This is a genomic window from Sagittula sp. MA-2, assembly GCF_030126985.1.
GTDB lineage: Bacteria > Pseudomonadota > Alphaproteobacteria > Rhodobacterales > Rhodobacteraceae > Sagittula.
Window position 1 is genome coordinate 4213542 of the sequence record NZ_CP126145.1, and the last position, 22196, is coordinate 4235737.

Genomic DNA, 22196 nt, shown 5'->3' on the forward strand with positions numbered 1-22196 from the left:
CGCGCGCCGGCGCACCGCAGGGCCGGCGCGGATTGACGCCACCGCCCCCCGTGCTATCGAACGATCATGCTGGCGATCTTCCTCAAGACGTTACCTTTCTTCGGCCTGATCGGTCTTGGCTACGGGGCCGCGCGCATCCGCTTCTTCTCGGAGGAAGCGAGCGCGCACCTGACGAAGTTCGTCTTCTACTTCGCATTGTCGGCGATGCTGTTCCGGTTCTCGGCCAACCTGTCCTTCGACGAGATCTTCGAACCCCGGCTGGCGTCCGCGTATCTCTGGGGCACGGGCGTCACCTACGCCATCGGTATGCTGATCGCCTTCGCGCGCGGGCTGGACACCCAGACCGCCGCGATCGAGGCGCAGTGCGCGGCCATCGGCAACACCGGCTTCCTCGGCGTGCCCATGCTGGCGCTGCTGCTGGGACAGGAGGCGGTGGGCCCGATCATCCTGATCCTGTCCATCGACCTGATCGTCTTTTCCTCGGCGCTGACCCTGATCGTCACGGCGGCGCGGGAAGGGTCCATGTCGCTGCGCATCTTCCAGAAACTGGCGGTCGGGCTTCTGAAGAACCCGATGATCGTCTCCATCGCCGCCGGGCTCATGGTGTCGGCCACCGGGCTGGGGCTGCATGACGTGCTGGACAGCTTCTTTTCGACGTTGGGCGCGGCGGCGACGCCGGGGGCGCTGTTCGCCATCGGCGCCTCGCTCGCGTCCAAGTCGGCAGAGCGGCTGCAGATCGCGGCCTGGCTGTCGTTTGCCAAGCTGATCCTGCACCCGCTGTTCGTCGGACTGGGCGTCTACCTGTTCTTCCCGGTCGACGCCTACCGCGCGTCGGTCGCCGTGTCGGCGGCGGCGCTGCCCGTCGCGGGCAACGTCTTCATCCTGGCGCAGCACTACGGCATCGCGCCACAGCGGGTCTCTGCCTCGATCCTGATCTCGACCGCGGCGTCGATCCTGACCGTCTCGGCGATCATCGCGCTCGTGGCCACCACCCCGCTCTGACGCCCTGTAGGGCGGGGCTTTGCGCCGCCTGCCCCTCAGTCGACGCGCCGCACCAGCAGCTGGCTGGCGGAGTTCCGGGTCTCGAACACCTTGAGCGCCTTCACGAGGTCCGACAGCTTGCGCTTGCCGTATGTCCGGGTGTCGAAGTCGGGGTTGGCCGCGGTGATGACCTGCCCGATGTCGCCCAGCTTGTACCAGTCGTCGTCGCCGTCGATCGAATCCATCGCCTTGAAGATCAGGTCGCGCGCCTCGGTCATCGGCCGCTTGTCGGTCTTGATGTCTTTCGACTCTTCCGGCGCGCTGTCGATGTTCTCGAGGTAGATGAAACGCTTGCAGGCCTTGCGGAAGGCGTCGGGCGTCTTCTGCATCCCCATGCCGTAGACATCGAGGCCCTGCTCCCGGATCCGGCTCGCCAGCCGGGTGAAGTCCGAATCCGAGCTGACCAGCACGAAGCCGTCGAACCGCTCGGTGTGCATCAGGTCCATAGCGTCGATCACCAGCGAGATGTCGGAGGCGTTCTTGCCCACGGTGTTCGCGGGCGAGTGCAGCGGCACAAGGCCGTATTCCGCAGTGACCCGGCTCCAGCCGTTCATCTGCTGGCTGCCGAAATCGCCGTAGACCCGTCGGACGGAGGCCTCGCCCAGCGAGGCGATCTCGTCGAAAAGCGCCCTCGCATATTTCGGGGAGGTGTTGTCCCCGTCGATCAGTACGGCCAGCAGGCGTGTATCATTGGGCATCGGTGCTTCCTCGGTTCTCTCGGTGTGGCCCTCCTAACACGGACAGGGGCACTGTCGAACCGAAACCCGGAGGGCGGAGCGGACTCAGAGGAAACTGATCGGCACCGGATCGACCCCCGGCACCACGACCCGCGTGCCCGGCGCGCGCAGGATCATCACCCGGTCGTCCTGGTCGTCGCGGTCCCGGTCGAAAAGGCGATCCTCCCGCGGGAAGTAGTACCCGGTGCACGAGACATTCAGCGCCACGAACTCCAGCGTGTCGAAGGTCAGGCCCGGCGGGGCGCCGTTGGCCTCTTCGAGCGCGGCGAGCACCTCGTTCGGCGGGGCGGCAAAGATGTCGAGTTCACCGAAGCGCACGCGCGGGACGTCCGCGACAGCGGCGATGTAGGTGACGACACCTTCGGCGTAACCGATGCTCGGCACCAGCGGCCCGCGCTGCTCCGTCACGCCACCGCCGAACTGCGGCACGGATCGTTCCACCGCGGGCATCCCGGGCAGGGCCGCGACAGCGTCGGGCGTGTCCCCGAAGCGAACCGGCAGGAGCCCCTCGTTCGGCGCGATCTGCCATGTGACGTCATCCATCATTGCACCACTCCGTTCTGCTTGAGACATTCCGCGTAGGCGACCATCTGCGCCAGCGCCGCGTCGTATTTTCCGGGGAACTTGGACTGGATGTCCGCCACGTCCATCATGACCGCTCCCATGAAGTTGCCGGACGCGATGAGCGAAGCCTGCGCCGCCTGGTATCCAAGGTAGTCCCCACCCGAGGCCGGGTGGCTGGCCGTCATCATGTGATCGGCGGTGTCCATCTGCAAGGCCGGTCCGATCGCATGGGGCAGGGGGCTGACCGCCTTGGCCGGGGTGTGGTGGCGATGGCCGCCGTTCGCCGCAAGCGTGCCATAGGCGCCGCCGCGATACGGACCGCCGGGCGCCCCCGCCGCCAGATGCCGGCAGGGATTGTTCCGGGCGCAGGTGGCACAGGCCCGCGTGGCATCGGCGGGCGCGAGGGTCTGGTCGATCTCGTCGTTCGCACCGTTCGTCATCTCGTGCACGGTGGCGGCCCCGGCGGTGACGGCCGCGCCGGTCGCCGCCTGCTGCGCGCCCCGCCCGAGCAGCGCGCGTCCGGCCCACATCGCACCCTGGCGGAGCAGGTTCCACGCCAAGGGCGCAGCCAGTGCCGGCAGCGCCATCAGGCGCCCCCGTCCGGAGCGGACAACCGGGCCAGCGTATCGACAAGACGCCGGATATCCTCCTCCGGATCGCCGTCGGGGCGCATCAGGTATGACGCCACGCCGGGGTCGCGCTCGGCAGCGCCGCCGTAGACCACCTGCACGAGGCAGAAACGCGCCACGCCCTGTTCTGAGGTAATACCGAAGCGTGCGGCGAGCCCGCGGTTGCGCCGGACAAAGCCGAGAAGGGTCTCCTCCTCGACGGTCTTCGCCTCTGCCACGCGGCCCCGCAGGAACTCGGCAATCCGGAGGTCGCTTGCGTGGCGCCGTTCGCGCCTGCCCGTCCTCTCGATGAACTCACCCGATAGGAAAATCATTACAACTCAACCCAACATTGTCAGACGTGCATGTAATTCCACGCGCTTGTCGGACAAGGCAATGCGGCGCGCGCCGCTACCTGCCGCGCGCCGATCTTGAGAATCACAGGGTGCGGAACATCACCAGCGCATCCACCGCCACGCCGGATGGCAGCCGGAAGGCTCCGGGCAGGCGGCCGACCGTCTCGAAGCCGGCCTGTTCCCAGGTCTTCACGGCCCTTGTGTTGCTGGACACGACGCAATTGTACTGCATCGCCGTGAAGCCCATTCCCGGCGCCACCTCCAGCGAATGGGCCAGCATGGCGCGCGCGACGCCCCGGCCCCGCGCCGCCTCTGCCGTGACGTAGCCGCAGTTGCAGACGTGGCTGCCGCCGCCCTTCTGGTTGCGCACGATGTAATATGTGCCCAGGAGCGCGCCCGCCTCTTCGCAGACGAACACGGTGCGCTCTGGCCCGAACCAGTAGGCCAGTGCTGCGTCCTTCGGTATGTCGGTGTCGATGGCATAGGTGTCACCTGCGCGGAACACCGGCTCCAGCATCGACCAGACCGCGTCCCGATCACTTTCAACCGCTTCTCGGATCTGCACGCCGTTCCCCTTCGTCCGGACCGCCCTGCCCGTCTGCTGGCCGAACGCGGACCCGTCGTCAAGCGGTCAGCCTGCCGGGACTGACCCGTCTCAGGACTGCCCTTCGGTCCTGATGTGCATCACGGTCCCGCAGTGCTTGCAGTGGACCGCGTCGGCATCGTGCAGGACCAGCCCGCATTCCTCGCACTCGCACCGCACCTTGTTGGGGCGGAACAGCACCTGCACCAGCCGCAGGAACAGCGTGATGCCGAATAGCATGACGACGACCGAGATCAGACGTCCCACTGACCCCTGCAACACGATGTCCCCGAACCCGGTGGTCGTCAGCGCCGTCACCGTGAAATACAGGGCGTCGGCGTAGTTCCGGATCTGCGGGTTCACGTTGTACTGCGTCGCGTAGACCAGCCCGGTCATCACGAAGATGAAGACCCCGAGGTTGAGTACAGCGAGGACGATATCCCCGTTGCGGCGGAAGTAGGGGAAGTCGCGCTTCAACTGTTCCGACAGGTGGTAGGTGTGCAGGAGCCGGAGCGTCCGCATCACCCGCAGGAATCCCAGCCCCTCGCCCGCCAGCGGCGCCAGGAAGGACACGATGGCTACGAGGTCCGCCAGCGTGGTGAGCCGGGTCATCAGCCGCCAGCGGTTGGTCGAGATCCACAACCGCATCCCGAACTCGATCAGGATGACCACACCGAAGAACGCGTCGATCGCTTCGAAAAAGGGCCCGTGCTCGGTGAAGGAAGTGGCGATCACGAACAGGATGGTGCCGACGTCGAAGGCAAGCAAAGCGTAGCGGAACCGGTGCGCACGCGTGCTTTCGCCGACATAGAGCTCCCGGATCCTGTTCCTCATGTCCACCCTTTCCCACAGACGCGATACGTCAGGCCACCTCGCGCCAGAATACACGGGTGAACAGAACGTAGACCGTCATCATCTCGAGACGACCCGCGTACATGCCGAAAGACAGCCACCACTTTGCGCCCTCGGGCAGGTTCGCGAAGTTGCCGGAGGGGCCAATCTGGCTGCCGATGCCCGGCCCGACGTTCGCCACCGCCGTCAGCGCGCCGCTGAAAGAGGTCATCATGTCCAGTTCGTAAAGGTCGAGCACGACGGCCAGGCCGAAGACCGTGATCGCGTAGAGCACGAAGAAGGTCATCACCCCGGTCACCACGTCGTCGCCGATCACCCGGCCCTGATAGCGTGGAGAATCCATCGAATGCGGCAGGCGCACGCGCTGGAACCGGATGCGCAGCACGCGCAGCATGATCAGCCACCGCATCATCTTGGCCCCGCCCGAGGTCGAGCCGCTGCACCCGCCCATCGCCGTCAGCACGAGGAAGGCGGTCGCGGCGAAGGGCCCCCATGTCGTGTAGTCGACCGTGGCATAACCCGTTGTCGTCACCACGGAGACCACGCTGAACGCCACGTGCCGCAGAACCTCGAACACCGGTTCGCCCGAGGTCCAGACACGCCACGCCGTGATCAGAGATATCGAGACGAAGAACAGGACCGCGAGGGCGCGCACCTGCTCGCTGCGGAAATCGCCCTTGCCGATGCCCTTCATGTACCACGCGAAGGGAAGCGCCCCGGCGGCCATGAAGAACGTCCCGGCCCATTCGAGGAACGGTTGCTCGAACTGGCCGAAGGACGCGTCCGAGGTCGAGTAGCCGCCCGTCGAAAGCGTGGTCAGCGCGTGCACCAGCGCCTCGAAGGCGGTCATGCCGCCCGCATGGTAGACCGCGAGACAGGACACCGTCAGCCCGGCATAGACCCAGAGCGTCGTCCCGGCAAAGCGGGCCGCCGTCGCCATTTCCTTGTCGCCCTTTTCGGAGCTTTCGGTCTTGAAGAGCTGCATCCCTCCAACCCGCAGGATCGGCAGCAACGCGATGCCCGCGACGATGAACCCGATCCCACCCAGCCATTGCAGGATGGCGCGCCACAGGAGGATGCCGGGCGGGGTGGAATCCAGCCCGGTCATCACCGTCGACCCGGTGGTGGTGATCCCCGACATCGATTCGAAGAAGGCGTCCACCGGGGCCATCTGCCAGAACCACAGCGGGATCGCGCCCATGGTCGCGCCGGTGATCCAGATCGTGCCGGTGACAAGGAAGGAGTGCATGCGCCGGAAGCCGCGCGGCCGGTTCGCGACGGCGAGCGTTGACAGCCCGCCGACGAAACCCACCAGCGTCGCCGCCTCCAGGAAAACCCCGCGTGTCTCGGGATATGCCAGCCCGATCAACGCCATCAGCGCCGCCATGCCCATCATGAGCAGGCCATTCGCCAACATGACCAGCGTCATGTGCCCCAGTGCCTCCGACCATCTTCAACCGGGGCGTCCGCCAGGACGAGCGCCGGATCACCGCGCACCATGCGCCGGGTCTGCGGGAAGGTCCAGACGTGCCGTCGCCGGACCCACCCGACTGGGGTAGGTAGAACCCTACCTTGACCGGGAAATGCCCGTACCCCAGACTGACGCAACGTAATAGGTGACCGCGCCGGCGACCGATTTCGGGTCGGGCGGGTCTTTGCTCCCTTAGCCGATTTCATCACGTCCCTGTTCACCCCGGATGCCGCGGGGGCCTGACGCGCCCCACGCGCTCCGACAGACGGAGCATGCCATGAATCAGCCGCTCAACACGCTCGAAGCCGCCCTCCAGCCGTCCTTCTCGCCGCAGGCGCATGCCATCCGCGTCGCCAGCTTCCGTCACCGGGTCAAACGTGCGCAGGGCTTCACCAAGGCGCCGCTGACCGTCTTCCTGAAGGAACTGACCGGGACCTTCACGAAGCAGGAGATCGAGGTGATCTTTACCGTGTTCGCCGAGTGGGCGCCGGTCGAGCTGGTCGAGGGGAAATCGGTGTCTCCAATCATTCGGCTGCAGAAGGCCCATCCGGCAGGCACGCCCGTGAACACCGACGTCTTCGATTACTACATGGGGATCGGCGCACATGCCCGGACCATCCGGGTCATGTCCTCTGCCGCCAATCCGCCGGACGAGCAGCAGCTGAACAACCCGACGCCCTCGCACTACACGAAGAAGGGCAAGCCGGTGTACGTCACCGAAAGCCCCGGCCAGCGCATCCTGCGGCAACCGGGCGAAGGAAAATACCTCTACGGCGATGTCGGCGGACTTGTCGGCGGGTTCGTGTTCTACAGTTCGAAGCAGATGGGCCACTCGCACGACGCGGCCACTGCGCACGGCAGGTTCGCCTCGGACATCGTGGGCCTGCTGTCCAACATCAAGGACGTGCGCGACGGGATGAAAAAGCGGACAGAGGCGCCGAAAGGTTACGCCGGCGCAGGCAAGCCCGGCATCCATCATGTGGGCCAGGCCCCCCAGCGCGGCGACCCGATCCGCTTCATCCCGGCGCTGCCCCTGCCAAAGGACATGGGGCCGGACGCCAACCGCGCGATGACCAGCCTTCTGAAGACGATCCGCGGCAAGAATGATCAGTAGCCACCACGACCCGGCCCCTGATGTGTCAGAACGAGGTGATCACCGTCGCGCCGATGGACTGGAACCTGTCCATGTTCATCAGGGCCGCCGGCGCATCCTCCAGACTGATCCGATCACCGACAAGGCGCGACGGATCGAGCTTGCCGGAGATGATCATGTCCAGCATCGCACCATAGCGGTGGGCCTGCATCCCGTGCGAGCCGAGGATCTCCAGCTCCTTGCCGATGACCTTCGCCATGGGGACCTGCGGTGTCGTGTGCTCGCCCAGCATAAGGCCGACCTGCACGTGCTTGCCGCGCGGTTTCAGGTTCTGGATCGAGTTGAAGCAGGTCACCGGATGCCCCAGCGCGTCCAGCGAGACATGCGCGCCGCCGCGGGTCAGCTCTATCACCGCTTCGGGCACGTCGCCCGTTGCGCCGTTGATCGCGGCCACCGCACCCAGTTCCTTTGCCAGCGCCAGCTTCCTGTCGTCGATGTCGATGGCGATGACGTTGGCGCCCACCGCATTGGCGATCATTACCGCCGACAGCCCGACACCGCCGCAGCCGTGCACCGCAACCCACTGGCCTGCCGAGACCTTCCCTTGGTCCACGACAGCGCGAAACGACGTGGCGAACCGGCAGCCAAGGCTGGCAGCGGTCGCGAAATCCATGCTTTCCGGAAGGGCCACGAGGTTCAGGTCCGCCTTGTGGACCATCACGTACTCCGCGAACGACCCCCAGTAGGTGAAGCCGGGCTGCTCCTGCGCAAGGCACACCTGCTGGTGTCCGGCGTGGCACTCAGGGCAGGAGCCGCAGCCCGAGATGAAGGGGACGGTCACGCGGTCGCCGCGCTTCCAGTTGACCACGTCCTTGCCCACCGCCTCGACGATGCCAGCCAGTTCGTGCCCCGGCACATGCGGCAGGTGGATGTCGCTGTCGTGCCCCATCCAGCCATGCCAGTCAGAGCGGCAGACCCCGGTCGCCTCGACCTTGATGACGACGCCGTGCGGATCGGGCGTCGGGTCGCTGACCGTCACGACCTTCGGGGCTTCACGGAATTTCTCGAAGAGGACCGCTTTCATGAGGCTGGCTCCGTTTTCGTGGGCTGGAACGAGGGGCGGCAGGCTGATCGCCACGTCCGCAAGGCGTGACCATGGGCCGCCGCCGGTTGATCGGGCCCGCGCAAAAGCGGCGCGGGCCCGGCCTTGTCAGTAGACCACGACCGAGCGGATCGACTCGCCCGCGTGCATCAGGTCGAAGCCCTTGTTGATCTCGTCGAGGGTCAGCGTGTGGGTGATCATCGGATCGATCTCGATCTTGCCCTGCATGTACCAGTCGACGATCTTCGGGACATCCGTGCGCCCGCGCGCGCCGCCGAACGCGGTGCCTTTCCAGACCCGCCCGGTGACAAGCTGGAAGGGACGGGTGCTGATCTCGGCCCCGGCCGGCGCCACGCCGATGATGATCGATTCACCCCAGCCCTTGTGCGCCGCTTCCAGCGCGGTGCGCATCACGCCCACGTTGCCCGTCGCGTCGAAGGTGTAATCCGCACCGCCTTTGGTCAGGTCCACGAGGTAGGGAACGAGGTCGCCCTCCACGTCCTTCGGGTTGACGAAATCGGTCATGCCGAAGCGGGTTGCCATCTCGACCTTGTCGGGGTTCAGGTCCACGCCGACGATCTGGTCCGCGCCCGCCAGCCGCAGGCCCTGGATCACGTTCAGGCCGATCCCGCCCAGGCCGAAGACGATGGCGCGCGACCCGATCTCCACCTTGGCAGTGTTGATGACCGCGCCGATGCCGGTGGTCACGCCGCAGCCGATGTAGCAGACCTTGTCGAAAGGCGCGTCCGGGTTGATCTTTGCCAGCGCGATCTCCGGCAGGACGGTGTGGTTCGAGAAGGTCGAACAGCCCATGTAGTGCAGGATCGGCGTGCCATCGAGCATCGAGAAGCGCGAGGTGCCGTCCGGCATCAGGCCCTGCCCCTGCGTGGTCCGGATGGCCTGGCAGAGGTTGGTCTTGGGGTTGAGGCAGTATTCGCATTGGCGGCATTCGGGGGTGTAGAGCGGGATCACGTGATCGCCCGGCTTCAGCGAGGTCACGCCCGGGCCCACCTCGAGCACCACGCCCGCGCCTTCGTGGCCGAGAATGGCGGGAAACAACCCCTCCGGATCGGCACCCGACAGGGTGAATTCGTCCGTGTGGCAGATGCCCGTGGCCTTGATCTCGACCAGGACCTCGCCCGCCTTCGGACCTTCGAGGTTCACTTCCATGACCTCCAGGGGCTTGCCCGCTTCCAGCGCCACCGCCGCTTTTGTCCGCATCGTCATCTCTCCTTAAGACACACTGATTTGCGCGGACACTGCGCCAAACCACTTGACGCCGCAACCCGACAGTCCTGCGCCGGAGGGTGCTTCCGGCCGCGTGCGGCCCGCTTGCAGAATTTTAACCGAATCTTCGGAACTCGCCGCCAGTCTCGGGCGGACCCTGCGGAGAGAGGTTCCCATTCCCATGACCGCCCCGACCCTGCCCGACGCCTTCCTGTCTCCGGAAACCGCGCAGCTTGTGGCGCGTCTGCGGGCGGTCGAACGCCCCGACCTGCTGCGCGAGGCAATCGTCACCCATTGCGACGGCGCGGTGGAAGGCGGGTATCTGGCGCTTCTCCTGTCGGACAGCCGCGATCCTGCGGCCATCCGCGCACGCCGCATCGCCCGGCGGAGGGAGGCGCTGACCGCCTTGAAGGCGCTCGACACCTCGCTCAGGGCGCGGAGCCAGGCGGCGGATACGACGGACGAACGGCAGCTTGTCGATGCGCTCCGCCATTCCGTCCGAAGCTGCGACCTGCGGCTTCGGAAGGAACTGGAAGACCTCATCCGCTCCGGCGAGGACACCGGCGAACTGCGCGCCGCCCTGCGCCGCCTGACCGAAGAACCGGAGGCGGACGCGCCGCGCGTTTCGGCACACCGGGGCTGACGCGTCAGGTCAGCCGCACTTCAGCTCGGTGATGACGTCCTGCCCGTCGAGGTACACGTTCGTGCGGTTCGACCTGTAGTCCTCCGTCACCATGTCGCCGGGGCGGATGATCCGTTTCGGGTCGGGTACGGCGGCGGCCGCGGCGACCGGTTGCCCCACGATGCCGGCGAATTGTCCTGCGGCGCAGGTGGGCGCAGGGCCGCGCGGGTCCGTAACCGGCTCGCAGGCCGCCAGCGCGGGAATCACCAATGTCAGTATCCATGCCTGTCGCATGAGCTTGCTCCTTCCGGCGGGCGGGACGTCGTGTTTCCGTAACCGCACGCACACCATGTCGTAGGGCGGAGTTCACTCCGCCTTCCCCCCAAACATCGGTCGGCGTGGCGGATTTTCCAACAACCACGGCCTGTTGCAGGCCGCGTTGCGCCGTTTTCCGCCCAAGCACCCGCAGCCCGCCGGACTCGACTCCCCGGCCCGCCCCCTCTAGAACAAATGAAGAACAAAGCTGCTGCCTCATGTCCAAACGCCGTATCCTCTCGCTCTGGTTTCCCCGCCTCGGCGCCGAACGCTGGCTGCGGGCGGAGCCGCATCTTGCCGGGCAACCCTTTGCCACCGTCGCCTCTGACGGCAACGCCCAGACGCTGGCCGCGCTCTCTGTCGAGGCCACGGCCGCGGGGCTGTCCCGCGGGCAGTCCCTGCGAGATGCCCATGCGCTCTGCGCGACGCTGCTGACCCGCCCCGCGATGGCGCACCGCGAGCAGGGGTTCCTCGACGCGCTGCACCGTTGGGCGGGCAAGTTCTCGCCCTGGGTCGCGGCAGAGCCGCCCGACGCGCTGGTGATCGACCTGACCGGCTGCGCGCATCTCTTCGGCGGGGAGCAGAAGCTGTGCGATCAGGTCGCGCGCGACTGTGCCGACCTTGGCCTGACGGTGCGGCTCGGGCTTGCAGACACGCTGGGGGCGGCTTGGGCGCTGGCGCGGTTCGCCGAAGGGGGGCGCAGCACCGCCCGCTCCGGCGACGCCATCGACCAGGAGGCCCCCGCCACCCGCGCCCGGGCCGGCAAGCGCCGGGCGATCTCCGATGTCCCGGCCGACGGTCCTGTGGCCACGCGCATCGCCGCCCCCGGTGCCGCGTGGGGGGCGCTGTCCGCCCTGCCGATCAGCGCCCTGCGCCTGCCGCCGCAGACGGTCGAACAACTCACGCGGCTGGGCCTGCGGCAGGTGGGCGACATCCTCGGTCAGCCACGCGCCGGCCTGGCGCGGCGCTTCGGGCGCGGGCTGGTCGAACGGCTGGATCAGGCCATGGGCAGCGCGCCGGAGCCGGTCTCTCCGAAGGCCGCGCCGGAACGCTTTGCCGTGCGCATGTCCTTCCCCGATCCCATCGGGCTGGAGGACGACGTGGCAGAGGCCTTTGCCCGCATGACGGAGCGCCTGTGCGCCCGGCTGAAGAACGCCGGGCGCGGCGTCCGCACCCTGCGGATGGAAATCCACCGCTGCGATCACGAGATGATCTGGCAGACGGTGACCGCCGCCCGCGCCGCGGATCAGGCGCACCGGCTGGTGCCGCTGATGAAGCTGAAGATCCCCGGGATGGACGCCGGCCCCGGCATCGACATGCTGCGGCTGGAGGCGCTGGTGACGGAACCGCTGCACGCCCGCATCACCGCCGGCCATGCAGAGGCGGCGGCCCTCGGCGCCCGCCGCCGCGACAGGGGCGCCGCGCTGGAGGACCTGATCGGCCGCCTCGGCGCCCGGCTGGGGATGGAGGCCGTCACCCGCCGCCATCCCGCCGACAGCCACATCCCCGAGAAGGGCTCGAAGGTGGTGCCCGCCGCCTGGACAGATCCCTCCCGCGACTGGCAGCCGCCGCCGCGCCCGCGTCCGCTGATGCTCTGGCATCCGGAGCCGGTCCACGCGCCCGACACGCCGCGCCTGCCCGGCCGGTTCCGCTGGCGCGGGCGGGACTGGCAGGCGACGGGGCAAAGCGGCCCGGAACGCATCGCGCCGGAATGGTGGTTCGACGATCCGGCCTGGCGCTCCGGCCATCGCGACTACTGGCAGGTGGAGACCGACCGGGGCGACCGGCTGTGGCTGTTCTACGCCCACGGCGGGACGCTGTCGTCCGGCTGGTTCTGCCACGGCAGCTTTGCCTGAGGCGGTCAGCCGGTCGCCGCAGCTACTCCGCCGTCACGATCCGGCTGCCCAGAGAGGACAGCGACTCGTCGATAAGGTCCAGAACCTCATGCGTGGGGGCGATGCTGCGCGGATAGCGGGGCGCGGCACGGTCGTTCAGCACCGCCGCCTCCCAGCCGGAGGTGGTGGCAAAGAACGCTTCCGCCCCGGCACGCCCGTGCAGGTGAAGGAACCCGCCGATCACCGTGTCGAGGTAGCTGAGCAGGATCGCGTTCTCAGGACCGGGGGCGCCGCTGTGTTCCGGCGGGACGGAGTATATCGCGATCTGCCCGGCCTCGCTGTCATGGGTCACGTCCGCCGTGGCGTCGTGGCGGGCATAGGCCGCCTCGCGCAGGTCGAGCGCGGCCCAGTCGCCATCGGGCACCGGGGCAATCGCCCCTTCGACCTGACTGGCAGGATCGCGCACCACGCTCAGGTAGCACAAGGCGCGCTGCGGCGTCGCCACCCAGGTCCGCCGCCAGCCGCGCACCGTTGCGGGCAGGCAGGGCGCGTGCGCATGGGTGGCCGCGTTCACCAGCGAGCCGTAACCGAAGAAAAACATGCTTCTCATAGACGGCATTTATTTGGCCAAATTGATGCATGTCAAACGCTTGTCCCCCGCGAGATGCCATACAGACCGCGCAACAAAGGGATCGGAGGGCCGTCCGTGCGAGTCACCAAGAGAACCAACATCGCCATGCGCGTCCTGATGTATTGCGCGGCGCACACCGGACGACTGGTGACCAAGCACGAGATCGCGCAGGTCTGCAACGCCTCGGAAAACCACCTTGCACAGGTCATCAACCAGCTTGCCCAGCTTGGCTTCCTTCACACCCAGCGCGGCCGCAACGGCGGGCTGGAACTGGCACGCCCGGCCAGCGAGATCGTCATCGGCGACGTCTTCCGCCATCTCGAGCAGCCGGTTCCGCTGGCCGAGTGCTTTGCCGACGTGGACAACACCTGCCCGCTGACAGAGGCCTGCCGCCTGCGCGACCTGCTGACCAAGGCCGCGAACTCCTTCTACGAAACGCTCGATCCGATCACGCTGGACACGCTGGTGTGCGACAATGTTCCGCTTCTGGACATCATCGCACCGCAGGCGAAATGCTCTGGCCGGGCGTCGGTTGCGGCGCGGGCCAAAGGGGCCGACAGCGCGCTTGTCATCGCCGAAGGCATCCACTAGCGTCCGGAAAATCCAGACGGGAGAACCGGCAAGCGCCGGTGCCGAAGGCGCAACCGCCCCGGAAACGCTCAGGCCCAAGGACCGTCGGGGGAAAGAAGACTCTGGAGAGTGGCGCGTCACGCGTCCGCCGAAGGGATAACGATCTCAGGCGACGGGACAGAGGGGGCAGACGCGGCGTGCCGAGGGGCGCGCCAGACCTGTCCCGGCGCGATGCGGCCCCGGGAACGACCTAGAGGAGCGCGCATGGCCCACGACCATAGCCACGACCATGATGACGACGAGGACGGACTGAAGGAAACCGTGCTGAACGGGCTGCACCGTTCGCTGGGCGCCAAGATGGTGCCCTTCGCCGGGTACGAGATGCCGGTGCAATACGGCCTTGGCGTCATGAAGGAACACCTTCACACCCGCGCCGCCGCCGGCCTGTTCGACGTGTCCCACATGGGCCAGGTCGTGCTGCGCGGACCCGGGCTGGACGAGGCGCTGGAAAAGATCGTGCCGGTGGACATCGCGAACCTGCCCGAGGACCGTCAGAAGTACGGTTATCTCACCAACGCCGACGGCGGGATCGTCGACGACCTGATGATCGCCCGGCGCGAGGATCACCTGTTCGTGGTGGTCAACGCCGCCTGCAAGGACACCGACCTCACCCTGATGCGCGCCGCGCTGGAGCCGGAAGGCATCCGCGTGAAGCTGCTGGAAAACCGCGCGCTGATCGCGCTGCAGGGCCCGGCTGCGGAGGACGTCCTGGCCGAGCATCACCCCGCCGTCCGCGACATGAAGTTCATGGACGTGGCAACGCTGCCCCTTGGCGGCGCGGAATGCTGGGTGTCGCGTTCGGGCTACACCGGCGAGGACGGGTTCGAGATCTCGCTGCCCAATCAATCGGCAGAGGCCTTCGTGAAGGCACTGCTGCAGGACCCGCGGGTCGAGCCCATCGGCCTCGGCGCACGGGATTCGTTGCGGCTCGAGGCCGGGCTGTGCCTTTATGGCCAGGACATCGACGAGACGACGACGCCGGTCGAGGCAGGTCTGACATGGGCCATGGGCAAGCGCCGCAAGACGGAGGGCGGCTTCGAGGGGGCGGATTACATCCTTGGCCAGCTTGCCGACGGTGTGAAGCGCAAGCGCGTCGGCCTGCGGCCCGAGGGCCGGGCGCCGATGCGGTCGGGCGTGCAGCTCTTCGACGCGGAGACCGGCGGCACGCAAATCGGCGAGGTGACCTCCGGCGGATTCGGTCCGACGGTTGGCGGGCCGGTGGCAATGGGCTACGTCGCGACGGACTTCGCAGGCGAGGGAACGCGGCTGTGGGGCGAGGTACGGGGCAAGCGGATGGCGGTCGACGTCGCCGCGCTGCCTTTCGTTCCGGCAGGATTCAAACGGTGAACGGACAGGAGACGACACATGAAATTCACCGAAGAGCATGAATGGCTCGAAGTCGAAGGCGACCTCGTTGTCGTCGGCATCACGGCGCACGCCGCCGAACAACTGGGCGACGTGGTCTTTGTCGAACTGCCCGATGTCGGGCGTGAGGTTTCGAAGGACGACGAGGTCGTGGTCATCGAATCCGTGAAAGCGGCGTCGGACATCCTCGCGCCGCTGGACGGCGAGATCGTGGAGGTCAACGAGGCGATCGTCGAGGACCCGGGCAAGGTGAACGAGGACCCCGAAGGGGACGCCTGGTTCTTCAAGCTCAAGGTCGAGGACCTGTCCGAGCTGGAGGACATGATGGATGAAGCGGCCTACAAGAAGTTCATTTCCTGAGGCTGCCTCTCTGGCTGGGGCGGTGGCGCAAAGCCCCGCCCTACCCACGGGCGCGCCCGTGGCCGGTGGATGCCCGCCGTCCGCAGGGGTGAACCGATGGAGATGACACCGCCACAGTCCGCAGTCTGGACGCAGGTCGGCAAGGCGCTGTCGCACCAGATCTTCGACCGCTTCGAGCGGTTCGAGGACGCGGTGGACGAAGCGGTCTCCGGCATCGCAGCCGACGAACGCCCGGTCCTGCGCGGATTGCTGGAGGACATGCTGGCCAGCGGCGAGGACGCCCGATCCCTTTGGGAGACCAGCGGCGCAGGCATCGCCTTTCAGGACGCCCGCGGCGCCCGCATGGCGATGGAGATGCTGCTGCAGGCGGTGAAGTCGAAGGGCTGAACACCGCCCCGGCGTCTGGTCCTTCCCGCGCCGGCGTGCTTAAAGCGCGCGACATTCCTTGTCGGGGGACCTTCATGCTTATCGCCTCGCTCATCGCGAAACCGGGCACGCTGGACGCGGCCCTTGTGGACAGCCTGCGCAACGCCTTCGGGGGCGGCATCGCAACCTGGCTTTCTCCAGACGAAGCCGCCGAATTTCCGCTAGAGGTGAAGCCCGGCAATTTCGACGAGGTGCGCGACAGCATCGCGACACAGGCGGACCTGAACCTCGTCCCCGCGGAAAACCGCCGCAAGAAGATGCTGCTGGCCGACATGGACAGCACGATGATCCAGCAGGAGTGCATCGACGAACTGGCCGAAGAGGCCGGGGTCGGCGCGCATGTGAAGGACATCACGGCGCGCGCGATGAACGGGGAACTGGACTTCGAAGGCGCGCTGATCGAGCGTGTCGCGCTGCTGAAGGGTCTGCCGGAAAGCGTCATCGACAAGGTCGTGGCCGAACGCATCACGCTTATGCCGGGCGGCCAGACCCTGATCGACACGATGCACGCCGCGAGCGGACATGCGGCGCTGGTGTCGGGCGGCTTCACCGCCTTCACCGCGCGCGTGTCGGCGCTTCTGGGTTTCGACGAGAACCGTGCCAACACCCTGCTGATCGACGCGGGCCAGCTGACGGGTGAGGTCGGGCGTCCGATCCTCGGCCGCGAGGCGAAGATCGAGGCACTGGAACAGATCACCGCGCGCCTTGGCATCACGGAGGCCGATGTCGTCGCAGTGGGCGACGGGGCCAACGATCTCGGGATGCTGAACCGGGCAGGCATGGGCGTCGCGCTGCACGCCAAGCCCAGCGTGCAGGCGCAATGTGACCTGAGGATCAACCACGGCGACCTGACGGCCCTGCTGTTCCTGCAGGGCTACGCCCGGTCCGACTTTGTCTAGACGCTAGAAGACGCCGGGGGCGGGGCGGACCCAACCGGTGACGCGCCCGTCCCAGTTGCGGATCTCGGGGTTGAGGAAGCGCTTCACGTCCGGGTGCTCTGCACTCAACACCCCCAGGCGGACGAGGATCGCCGCCATGGCGCATTCCGAGGCGCGCGTGGCCCCGTCCGCGATCTTCAGCGAAATGCCAAGCCCGCGCTCCGGCAGGATGGCGATGAAGTAGCCTTCGGCGCCGGTCTTGATTGCCACCGGCTCTTTCGCGGCCCGCATCATCAGCGTGCAGGCACGGCCCTCGCCCGCGACCAGCAGCGGATGGGCGATCATCGCCTCCACCAGCCTGGCCGCCGAGCGTGACAGAAGGTCGCCCCGCTGGCTGGCCGTCGCATAGAATGCCATCGCCCGGGCCATGCCCGCCATGGAGGTGGCGAAATTCGGCGCGGAACAGCCGTCGATTCCGAAGCCGGGGGATTCCATTTCAGTGACTTCCTCGAAGGCCGAAAGGCAGGCCCTCTGCACCGGGTGATCGGGGTCGCAATACTCCGCCCCTGCGCCGAGGTGACGGGTCAGCGTCAGGAAGCCGGTGTGCTTGCCCGAGCAGTTGTTGAGAACCCGGCCCGGCTCCTGGCCGTCGCGGATCATCCCGAGCCACAGGTCCTTGTCGCGGGAGGGCTGCGGCCCGCAGATCAGGTCATTCTCCGACCGGCCGATATCCGCCAGCCATTCGCGCACCGCGGCATTGTGAACGGGCGCCCCTTCGTGGGACGCGCAGGACAGCGCAAGCCGTTCGGTCGACAGGGAAAATGCGTCCGCCGCGCCCGAGGCGACAAGCGGCAGGGCCTGGATCATCTTGGCCGAACTGCGCGGCAGGATCACGGCTTCGGGATCGCCCCAGGCCTCGACGATTTCGCCGGTCCCGTCACAGACCACAGCATGGCCTGCATGCACACTTTCTGCCAGCGGTCCGCGCCAGACTTCCACCATCATCCGAGCTGCCATTCCGACCTCCTTTCGCCTGAGCGACTTTCTGCCAACGGGGCTTTCGCATTTTGCTTTTTTCAGGCTAAAGTCCTGCCGTCGAGAGAAAACACCGCCGCGGACCACAATGGTCGGGACAGGGCCGGGAACGCGGACGGTCAGAGGCATGGACAGCTGGAGGCTGCAGGAATGAATTCTACTCTTGGTCGCATGGTTGGCGCCGTGGCGATGATGTTGGGCGCGACCTTTGCACAGGCGCAGGAAAGCAGCACGAACCGGGTCGACGCGATGACCGACTGGTCGGTGTTCGAGGGTCAGAACCCGCGCGAATGCTGGGCTGTCACCACGTACAAGGAAAGTGTGAACACCAAGGATGGCCGCGTGGTCGCCGTGACCCGGGGCGAGATCCTCCTGATGGTGTTCTTCCGCCCCGAGGCGGGCGTCAACGGCCAGGTGGCCTTTACCGGCGGCTACCCGTTTGCACCGGGCTCGACCGTGAACGTCACGGTCGATGGCACCGAGCTCGAGATGTACACCGAGGGCGAGTGGGCATGGCCCGCCACACCGCAGGACGACGCCAAGCTGGTCACCGCGATGAAGCGGGGCTCCAGTGCCGTGCTGACCGCCGTGTCCTCGCGCGGGACCACCACGAAGGACACCTTCTCCCTGCTGGGCTTCACTGCCGCGGTCGAGGACGCCGAAACGCGCTGCAAGTCCTGACGCGTCTGACATGAGCGCTCCGGACTGGATTGCCGCCGACTGGGGCACGTCGCACCTGCGCCTCTGGATGATGCAGGGCGACGCCCCCGTGCGCCGGATCGACGACCCGCGCGGCATGTCGAAACTGTCCCCGGACGGTTACGAAGCCGTGCTTCTGGAGCTTCTGGGCGACAGCCTGACCGGCCCGACCGATGTCATCATCTGCGGCATGGCCGGGGCGCGGCAGGGCTGGAAGGAAGCGCCCTACGCGTCGGTGCCCTGCGCGATCCCGTCCGAAGGGATCCCTGTCCAAACCTCCGATCCCCGCCTGCGCGTGCGCATCCTGCCCGGGATGAGCCAGTCCGCCCCACCCGATGTCATGCGCGGCGAAGAAACCCAGATCGGCGGTTTCCTTGCAGCTGAGTCCGGCTTCGACGGCGTCCTCTGCCTTCCGGGCACGCATACCAAGTGGGTGCATGTCAGCGCGGCAGAGGTCGTCTCCTTCCGGACCTTCATGACCGGCGAGATGTTCGACCTTCTGTCGAAGCAGTCGGTCCTGCGCTTCTCGGTCGGCGATGGCTGGAAACAGGACACCTTCCTTGAAGCCGTCGATCAGGCGATGGGCCGCCCCGCGACCGTCGCGGCGGACCTCTTTGCCATCCGCGCCGGGAGCCTTCTGTCCGGCGTTGGACCCGGCGCTGCCCGCGCCCGGCTGTCGGGCCTGCTGATCGGCCTCGAACTGGCCGGCGCCAGGCCCTACTGGCTGGGGCAGCAGGTCGTCATCCTCGGCGAAAACGCACTGGCAGAGATCTATCGCACCGCGCTTGCGGCACAGTCGGCCATGGTGCGCACCGTGTCCGTCGAAGGCGTGACACTGGCCGGCCTGACTGCGGCCTACAGAAAAGGAACCGCCTGATGCGGAACATCATCGCCATCCTCCGGGGCCTCACGCCGTCGGAGGCGGAGCCCGTGACCGAAGCGCTGATTGCCGCCGGGATCACCCGCATCGAGGTGCCGCTCAATTCGCCGGAGCCGTTCGACAGCATCGCGCGCATGGTCCGCTGTGCAGGGGATCGCGCGCTGATCGGCGCGGGCACCGTTCTGGACCCGGCCGATGTGCTGCGGCTGAAGGACATCGGCGCGGGCATGGTCGTGTCGCCAGACTGCAACCCGCGCGTGATCGTGGCGACCAAGCAGGCGGGTATGGCCTCCTACCCCGGTGTGTTCACCGCGACAGAGGCGTTCACCGCCCTGCGCAACGGGGCCGACGGGCTGAAGTTCTTCCCCGCGTCCAAGCTTGGCCCTGACGGGCTGTCGGCGCTCAAGGCCGTGCTGCCTGCGGGGACCGAGACGTTTGCCGTGGGCGGCGTCGGGCCGGACGACTTCGCCGACTGGCACGCTGCGGGCGTGTCCGGCTTCGGCATAGGTTCGCAGCTTTTCAAACCGGGCAGGACCGCCGAGGACATCGGCAAGCACGGGGCAGAGATCGTCGCCGCCTTCGACGCCGTCTTCCTCTAAACCCCGCAGAACACGCTAGAAAATCCCGTTGACAACCGACCGTTACTGAATAACATTGCGGATACGCGATGAGATAACATGCGCATCGAGGTTGGAACGGCTCCGATCATCTTCTCGCAGTCCAATGCGTCCAAGGTGGGGCAGGACTGCGGAATGATTGCGTTTCATGAATCCGTTACGAGGGTGTCACACTGCCGAGACCTGGCGGCCCTATCGGCAGGCTGTAGAATGCCAACTGGGAGCAACCCGATGAAAAAGACCCTCGTGTCGATGGCCGCCATTCTGGCCGCCACCTCCGCCTTCGCCGAAAGCCATGCCATGGACCTGCCGCAGGCCGGTTCCGACTGGTACGCCGCCGGTCAGTCGCACATCGAAGCGATGCTGGCCCGCCAGCCCAACACCGGCCGCGCCAAAAACGTCATCGTCTTCGTCGCGGATGGCAACGGTGTCGGCACCAACTACGCCGTGCGCCTGTTCGACGGCCAGCAAAAGGGCATGCTGGGCGAAGAGAACGTCCTCCCCTACGAAACGCCCGAGTGGTACTCGGCGCTGGTCAAGACCTACAACATCAACGCCCAGACCCCGGACTCCGCCCCGACCGCGGGCGCGCTGAACACCGGCGTCAAGCAGCGCTTCAACCTCATCAACCTCGGTGAGAACGCGATCCACGACGATTGCACCACCGAGGAAGGCAACCGCCTGACCACCTTTGCCGAGATCGTCTCGGGCATGGACAAGTCGGTCGGCATCGTCTCGACCGCGCGCATCACCCACGCCACCCCGGCGGCCGTCTACGCCAAGACCGCCAACCGCAACTGGGAAGGCGAGATCGAGGGCGACTGTGCAGGTTCCAAGGACATCGCGACCCAGCTGATCGACCAGATGGAAGCGGGCGTGATCGACATGGCCATGGGCGGCGGCGGCCGCTTCTTCCTGCCGGAAGGCGAGACCAACGGCCAGTCCAAGGGCCGCCGCACCGATGGCGTGAACCTGATCGACCGGGCCACCGGCCTGGGCGCGCAGTTCGCCGAGGACACCGCCGGCTTCGAGGCTCTGACCATGGACGCGCCGATCCTCGCGCTGTTCAACGACAGCCACATGGAATACGAGGCCGACCGCGCCGACGAGGACGAACCCTCGCTGGCCGACATGACCCGCAAGTCCATCGAGTTCCTGTCACAGAACGAGAACGGCTATTACCTCGAGGTCGAGGCGGGCCGCGTCGACCACGCGAACCATGACGGCAACGCATACCGCACCCTGTCCGACGGCGTGGCCTTTGCCGAGGCCGTGGCGCTGGCCGACGAGATGACCGATGACGCCGACACGCTGATCATCGTCACCGCCGACCACGAGCACGCCATCGCGTTCAACGGCTACTGCGGCCGCGGCTCCGACATCCTCGGCCTGTGCATGGGCGTGTCGAAGGAAGGCGAGGCCAACGACGGCACCCCCCTGACCGCCGCCGACGGCAAGCCCTACACCGTGCTGGGCTACCTGAACGGCGCCGGTTCCGTGCTGAAGGAGCCGACCGACGGCAGCAACGACTGGACCGGCTCGCGCAGCGATCTGACTCAGGAAGAGGCCACCGACATCGACTACGTCCAGCAGGCGCTGATCCCCATGTCCTCGGAAACCCACTCGGGCGAGGACGTGTCGGTCTACGCCAAGGGCCCGTGGTCGCATCTGCTCGACTCCACCATCGAGCAGAACGTGATCTTCCACGTGATGAAGCACGCGGTGGACGCAGAATAAACGGCCGCGCAGGCTGAGAGGGGCCGCCCTGTTCCGGGGCGGCCCTGTTCGTCCGACATGACATGTGGGACACGTTAGACAGACCAGACCAAGGAGACGGACCATGGACCGCCGCACCGCCCTGACAACCGTTCTCGCCGCGCCTTTCCTTCTGCCGACACTCGCGCGGGCCGCCGACGGGCCTGCCAAGATCCGCGAACTCTACGAGAAGAACGGCGATTTCTCGTCGTTTGCACAGGACGCCTCCGGCAGCCGCATCCTGTTCGAAGGGTTCATGGCCCCGCCGCTGAAGGCGGAGTCGCGCTTTTTCGTGCTGACAAAACGCCCGATGGCCGTCTGCCCCTTTTGCGAGACGGAGGCCGAGTGGCCCGACGACATCCTCGCGGTCTACACCAAGCGGATCGTCGACGTCGAACCCTTCAACGTGAAGCTCGCCGTGCGCGGCGACCTGACCCTCGGGGCCTACAAGGACCCCGACACCGGCTTCCTGAGTATGGCCCGCCTGACGAACGCCACCTACGAGCGCGCCTGA

At 67.0% G+C, this 22196-nt stretch carries 26 protein-coding genes and 1 riboswitch; of the genes, 14 read left to right on the forward strand and 12 right to left on the reverse strand.

Features of this window, described 5'->3' with window-relative positions; all coding sequences use genetic code 11:
- The first annotated feature begins 66 nt into the window (after nucleotides 1–66).
- Nucleotides 67–1002, forward strand: coding sequence for an AEC family transporter (locus QNI11_RS20545; RefSeq protein WP_100928541.1), 936 nt, complete (start codon nucleotides 67–69; stop codon nucleotides 1000–1002).
- Nucleotides 1003–1037: 35 nt separating this feature from the next.
- On the opposite strand, the gene QNI11_RS20550 is transcribed toward QNI11_RS20545, so the two are convergent.
- The 7 genes from QNI11_RS20550 to QNI11_RS20580 form a co-directional block, all read right to left on the reverse strand.
- On the reverse strand, nucleotides 1038–1739 hold the full coding sequence (locus QNI11_RS20550; protein WP_100928542.1) for an NYN domain-containing protein: 702 nt from the start codon (nucleotides 1737–1739) through the stop codon (nucleotides 1038–1040).
- Nucleotides 1740–1823: 84 nt separating this feature from the next.
- Nucleotides 1824–2324 (reverse strand): hypothetical protein, encoded by a 501-nt coding sequence (locus tag QNI11_RS20555; protein ID WP_283981565.1) that lies wholly within the window; start codon nucleotides 2322–2324, stop codon nucleotides 1824–1826.
- Nucleotides 2321–2929, reverse strand: coding sequence for a hypothetical protein (locus QNI11_RS20560; protein ID WP_283981566.1), 609 nt, complete (start codon nucleotides 2927–2929; stop codon nucleotides 2321–2323). The genes QNI11_RS20555 and QNI11_RS20560 overlap by 4 nt, the downstream gene beginning before the upstream one ends.
- A complete protein-coding gene (locus QNI11_RS20565) occupies nucleotides 2929–3285 on the reverse strand; it encodes a hypothetical protein (RefSeq protein ID WP_100928545.1) in 357 nt (118 codons plus the stop codon). The genes QNI11_RS20560 and QNI11_RS20565 overlap by 1 nt, the downstream gene beginning before the upstream one ends.
- A 103-nt stretch (nucleotides 3286–3388) precedes the next feature.
- On the reverse strand, nucleotides 3389–3823 hold the full coding sequence (locus QNI11_RS20570; protein WP_283983540.1) for a GNAT family N-acetyltransferase: 435 nt from the start codon (nucleotides 3821–3823) through the stop codon (nucleotides 3389–3391).
- Between the two features lie 138 nt (nucleotides 3824–3961).
- Nucleotides 3962–4723, reverse strand: coding sequence for a potassium channel family protein (locus QNI11_RS20575; protein WP_283981567.1), 762 nt, complete (start codon nucleotides 4721–4723; stop codon nucleotides 3962–3964).
- A 28-nt stretch (nucleotides 4724–4751) separates the two neighbouring features.
- Nucleotides 4752–6170: a TrkH family potassium uptake protein gene (locus QNI11_RS20580; protein ID WP_283981568.1), complete on the reverse strand. Its 1419-nt coding sequence runs from the start codon at nucleotides 6168–6170 to the stop codon at nucleotides 4752–4754.
- Between the two features lie 319 nt (nucleotides 6171–6489).
- Between QNI11_RS20580 and QNI11_RS20585 the strand changes: the two genes are divergently transcribed.
- A complete protein-coding gene (locus QNI11_RS20585; protein WP_283981569.1) occupies nucleotides 6490–7326 on the forward strand; it encodes a hypothetical protein in 837 nt (278 codons plus the stop codon).
- A 25-nt stretch (nucleotides 7327–7351) separates the two neighbouring features.
- Here the strand turns inward: QNI11_RS20585 and QNI11_RS20590 are convergent, their stop codons facing one another.
- Nucleotides 7352–8389: a zinc-dependent alcohol dehydrogenase family protein gene (locus tag QNI11_RS20590; RefSeq protein ID WP_283981570.1), complete on the reverse strand. Its 1038-nt coding sequence runs from the start codon at nucleotides 8387–8389 to the stop codon at nucleotides 7352–7354.
- A 126-nt stretch (nucleotides 8390–8515) separates the two neighbouring features.
- Nucleotides 8516–9628, reverse strand: a complete 1113-nt coding sequence (locus QNI11_RS20595) for an S-(hydroxymethyl)glutathione dehydrogenase/class III alcohol dehydrogenase (protein WP_100928550.1) — start codon at nucleotides 9626–9628, stop codon at nucleotides 8516–8518.
- A 187-nt stretch (nucleotides 9629–9815) separates the two neighbouring features.
- Here QNI11_RS20595 and QNI11_RS20600 point away from each other — a divergent pair, with 187 nt between their 5' ends.
- Nucleotides 9816–10277 (forward strand): hypothetical protein, encoded by a 462-nt coding sequence (locus QNI11_RS20600; RefSeq protein ID WP_283981571.1) that lies wholly within the window; start codon nucleotides 9816–9818, stop codon nucleotides 10275–10277.
- 9 nt (nucleotides 10278–10286) lie between these two features.
- On the opposite strand, the gene QNI11_RS20605 is transcribed toward QNI11_RS20600, so the two are convergent.
- Complete coding sequence (locus tag QNI11_RS20605; RefSeq protein ID WP_283981572.1) at nucleotides 10287–10550, reverse strand: I78 family peptidase inhibitor; 264 nt, start codon at nucleotides 10548–10550, stop codon at nucleotides 10287–10289.
- 239 nt (nucleotides 10551–10789) lie between these two features.
- On the opposite strand from QNI11_RS20605, the gene QNI11_RS20610 reads away from it, so the two are divergent.
- Complete coding sequence (locus QNI11_RS20610; RefSeq protein WP_283981573.1) at nucleotides 10790–12427, forward strand: DNA polymerase Y family protein; 1638 nt, start codon at nucleotides 10790–10792, stop codon at nucleotides 12425–12427.
- A gap of 22 nt (nucleotides 12428–12449) precedes the next feature.
- Here the strand turns inward: QNI11_RS20610 and QNI11_RS20615 are convergent, their stop codons facing one another.
- On the reverse strand, nucleotides 12450–13007 hold the full coding sequence (locus tag QNI11_RS20615) for a gamma-glutamylcyclotransferase family protein (protein WP_283981574.1): 558 nt from the start codon (nucleotides 13005–13007) through the stop codon (nucleotides 12450–12452).
- Between the two features lie 105 nt (nucleotides 13008–13112).
- On the opposite strand from QNI11_RS20615, the gene QNI11_RS20620 reads away from it, so the two are divergent.
- The 5 genes from QNI11_RS20620 to serB all read left to right on the forward strand — a co-directional run bounded on the left by QNI11_RS20620 (nucleotide 13113) and on the right by serB (nucleotide 16717).
- The gene (locus tag QNI11_RS20620) at nucleotides 13113–13628 is read left to right on the forward strand and encodes an Rrf2 family transcriptional regulator (RefSeq protein ID WP_100928555.1); all 516 of its coding nucleotides are present in this window, start codon (nucleotides 13113–13115) and stop codon (nucleotides 13626–13628) included.
- Nucleotides 13629–13635: 7 nt separating this feature from the next.
- Nucleotides 13636–13722, forward strand: a riboswitch (glycine riboswitch).
- A gap of 149 nt (nucleotides 13723–13871) precedes the next feature.
- The gene (gene gcvT, locus QNI11_RS20625) at nucleotides 13872–15014 is read left to right on the forward strand and encodes a glycine cleavage system aminomethyltransferase GcvT (RefSeq protein WP_283981576.1); all 1143 of its coding nucleotides are present in this window, start codon (nucleotides 13872–13874) and stop codon (nucleotides 15012–15014) included.
- A gap of 18 nt (nucleotides 15015–15032) precedes the next feature.
- The gene (gene gcvH / locus QNI11_RS20630) at nucleotides 15033–15392 is read left to right on the forward strand and encodes a glycine cleavage system protein GcvH (protein WP_100928557.1); all 360 of its coding nucleotides are present in this window, start codon (nucleotides 15033–15035) and stop codon (nucleotides 15390–15392) included.
- Between the two features lie 96 nt (nucleotides 15393–15488).
- Entirely contained in the window at nucleotides 15489–15779 is a 291-nt protein-coding gene (locus QNI11_RS20635) for a hypothetical protein (protein WP_283981577.1), read from the forward strand.
- Nucleotides 15780–15853: 74 nt separating this feature from the next.
- Nucleotides 15854–16717, forward strand: coding sequence for a phosphoserine phosphatase SerB (gene serB / locus QNI11_RS20640; RefSeq protein ID WP_283981578.1), 864 nt, complete (start codon nucleotides 15854–15856; stop codon nucleotides 16715–16717).
- Nucleotides 16718–16720: 3 nt separating this feature from the next.
- Here the strand turns inward: serB and QNI11_RS20645 are convergent, their stop codons facing one another.
- Complete coding sequence (locus QNI11_RS20645) at nucleotides 16721–17698, reverse strand: asparaginase (RefSeq protein WP_373418452.1); 978 nt, start codon at nucleotides 17696–17698, stop codon at nucleotides 16721–16723.
- A 183-nt stretch (nucleotides 17699–17881) separates the two neighbouring features.
- On the opposite strand from QNI11_RS20645, the gene QNI11_RS20650 reads away from it, so the two are divergent.
- The 5 genes from QNI11_RS20650 to QNI11_RS20670 all read left to right on the forward strand — a co-directional run bounded on the left by QNI11_RS20650 (nucleotide 17882) and on the right by QNI11_RS20670 (nucleotide 22196).
- Nucleotides 17882–18412, forward strand: a complete 531-nt coding sequence (locus tag QNI11_RS20650) for an invasion associated locus B family protein (protein ID WP_100928560.1) — start codon at nucleotides 17882–17884, stop codon at nucleotides 18410–18412.
- A gap of 10 nt (nucleotides 18413–18422) precedes the next feature.
- Nucleotides 18423–19307 carry a 2-dehydro-3-deoxygalactonokinase gene (locus QNI11_RS20655; RefSeq protein ID WP_283981580.1) on the forward strand — a complete coding sequence of 295 codons (885 nt, stop codon included), beginning with the start codon at nucleotides 18423–18425 and terminating at the stop codon, nucleotides 19305–19307.
- Nucleotides 19304–19909 carry a 2-dehydro-3-deoxy-6-phosphogalactonate aldolase gene (locus QNI11_RS20660; protein ID WP_283983541.1) on the forward strand — a complete coding sequence of 202 codons (606 nt, stop codon included), beginning with the start codon at nucleotides 19304–19306 and terminating at the stop codon, nucleotides 19907–19909. The genes QNI11_RS20655 and QNI11_RS20660 overlap by 4 nt, the downstream gene beginning before the upstream one ends.
- A 249-nt stretch (nucleotides 19910–20158) precedes the next feature.
- The gene (locus QNI11_RS20665; RefSeq protein ID WP_283981581.1) at nucleotides 20159–21664 is read left to right on the forward strand and encodes an alkaline phosphatase; all 1506 of its coding nucleotides are present in this window, start codon (nucleotides 20159–20161) and stop codon (nucleotides 21662–21664) included.
- A 103-nt stretch (nucleotides 21665–21767) separates the two neighbouring features.
- Complete coding sequence (locus QNI11_RS20670) at nucleotides 21768–22196, forward strand: hypothetical protein (protein WP_283981582.1); 429 nt, start codon at nucleotides 21768–21770, stop codon at nucleotides 22194–22196.

What these genes read in the sequence shown, in the direction of transcription:
- QNI11_RS20545 (WP_100928541.1), top strand. Translation starts at nt 67, where the DNA reads ATGCTGGCGATCTTCCTCAAGACGTTACCTTTCTTCGGCCTGATCGGT.
- QNI11_RS20550 (WP_100928542.1), bottom strand. Translation starts at nt 1,739, where the DNA reads ATGCCCAATGATACACGCCTGCTGGCCGTACTGATCGACGGGGACAAC.
- QNI11_RS20555 (WP_283981565.1), bottom strand. Translation starts at nt 2,324, where the DNA reads ATGATGGATGACGTCACATGGCAGATCGCGCCGAACGAGGGGCTCCTG.
- QNI11_RS20560 (WP_283981566.1), bottom strand. Translation starts at nt 2,929, where the DNA reads ATGGCGCTGCCGGCACTGGCTGCGCCCTTGGCGTGGAACCTGCTCCGC.
- QNI11_RS20565 (WP_100928545.1), bottom strand. Translation starts at nt 3,285, where the DNA reads ATGATTTTCCTATCGGGTGAGTTCATCGAGAGGACGGGCAGGCGCGAA.
- QNI11_RS20570 (WP_283983540.1), bottom strand. Translation starts at nt 3,823, where the DNA reads ATGCTGGAGCCGGTGTTCCGCGCAGGTGACACCTATGCCATCGACACC.
- QNI11_RS20575 (WP_283981567.1), bottom strand. Translation starts at nt 4,723, where the DNA reads ATGAGGAACAGGATCCGGGAGCTCTATGTCGGCGAAAGCACGCGTGCG.
- QNI11_RS20580 (WP_283981568.1), bottom strand. Translation starts at nt 6,170, where the DNA reads ATGACGCTGGTCATGTTGGCGAATGGCCTGCTCATGATGGGCATGGCG.
- QNI11_RS20585 (WP_283981569.1), top strand. Translation starts at nt 6,490, where the DNA reads ATGAATCAGCCGCTCAACACGCTCGAAGCCGCCCTCCAGCCGTCCTTC.
- QNI11_RS20590 (WP_283981570.1), bottom strand. Translation starts at nt 8,389, where the DNA reads ATGAAAGCGGTCCTCTTCGAGAAATTCCGTGAAGCCCCGAAGGTCGTG.
- QNI11_RS20595 (WP_100928550.1), bottom strand. Translation starts at nt 9,628, where the DNA reads ATGCGGACAAAAGCGGCGGTGGCGCTGGAAGCGGGCAAGCCCCTGGAG.
- QNI11_RS20600 (WP_283981571.1), top strand. Translation starts at nt 9,816, where the DNA reads ATGACCGCCCCGACCCTGCCCGACGCCTTCCTGTCTCCGGAAACCGCG.
- QNI11_RS20605 (WP_283981572.1), bottom strand. Translation starts at nt 10,550, where the DNA reads ATGCGACAGGCATGGATACTGACATTGGTGATTCCCGCGCTGGCGGCC.
- QNI11_RS20610 (WP_283981573.1), top strand. Translation starts at nt 10,790, where the DNA reads ATGTCCAAACGCCGTATCCTCTCGCTCTGGTTTCCCCGCCTCGGCGCC.
- QNI11_RS20615 (WP_283981574.1), bottom strand. Translation starts at nt 13,007, where the DNA reads ATGTTTTTCTTCGGTTACGGCTCGCTGGTGAACGCGGCCACCCATGCG.
- gcvT (WP_283981576.1), top strand. Translation starts at nt 13,872, where the DNA reads ATGGCCCACGACCATAGCCACGACCATGATGACGACGAGGACGGACTG.
- gcvH (WP_100928557.1), top strand. Translation starts at nt 15,033, where the DNA reads ATGAAATTCACCGAAGAGCATGAATGGCTCGAAGTCGAAGGCGACCTC.
- QNI11_RS20635 (WP_283981577.1), top strand. Translation starts at nt 15,489, where the DNA reads ATGGAGATGACACCGCCACAGTCCGCAGTCTGGACGCAGGTCGGCAAG.
- serB (WP_283981578.1), top strand. Translation starts at nt 15,854, where the DNA reads ATGCTTATCGCCTCGCTCATCGCGAAACCGGGCACGCTGGACGCGGCC.
- QNI11_RS20645 (WP_373418452.1), bottom strand. Translation starts at nt 17,698, where the DNA reads ATGGTGGAAGTCTGGCGCGGACCGCTGGCAGAAAGTGTGCATGCAGGC.
- QNI11_RS20650 (WP_100928560.1), top strand. Translation starts at nt 17,882, where the DNA reads ATGAATTCTACTCTTGGTCGCATGGTTGGCGCCGTGGCGATGATGTTG.
- QNI11_RS20655 (WP_283981580.1), top strand. Translation starts at nt 18,423, where the DNA reads ATGAGCGCTCCGGACTGGATTGCCGCCGACTGGGGCACGTCGCACCTG.
- QNI11_RS20665 (WP_283981581.1), top strand. Translation starts at nt 20,159, where the DNA reads ATGAAAAAGACCCTCGTGTCGATGGCCGCCATTCTGGCCGCCACCTCC.
- QNI11_RS20670 (WP_283981582.1), top strand. Translation starts at nt 21,768, where the DNA reads ATGGACCGCCGCACCGCCCTGACAACCGTTCTCGCCGCGCCTTTCCTT.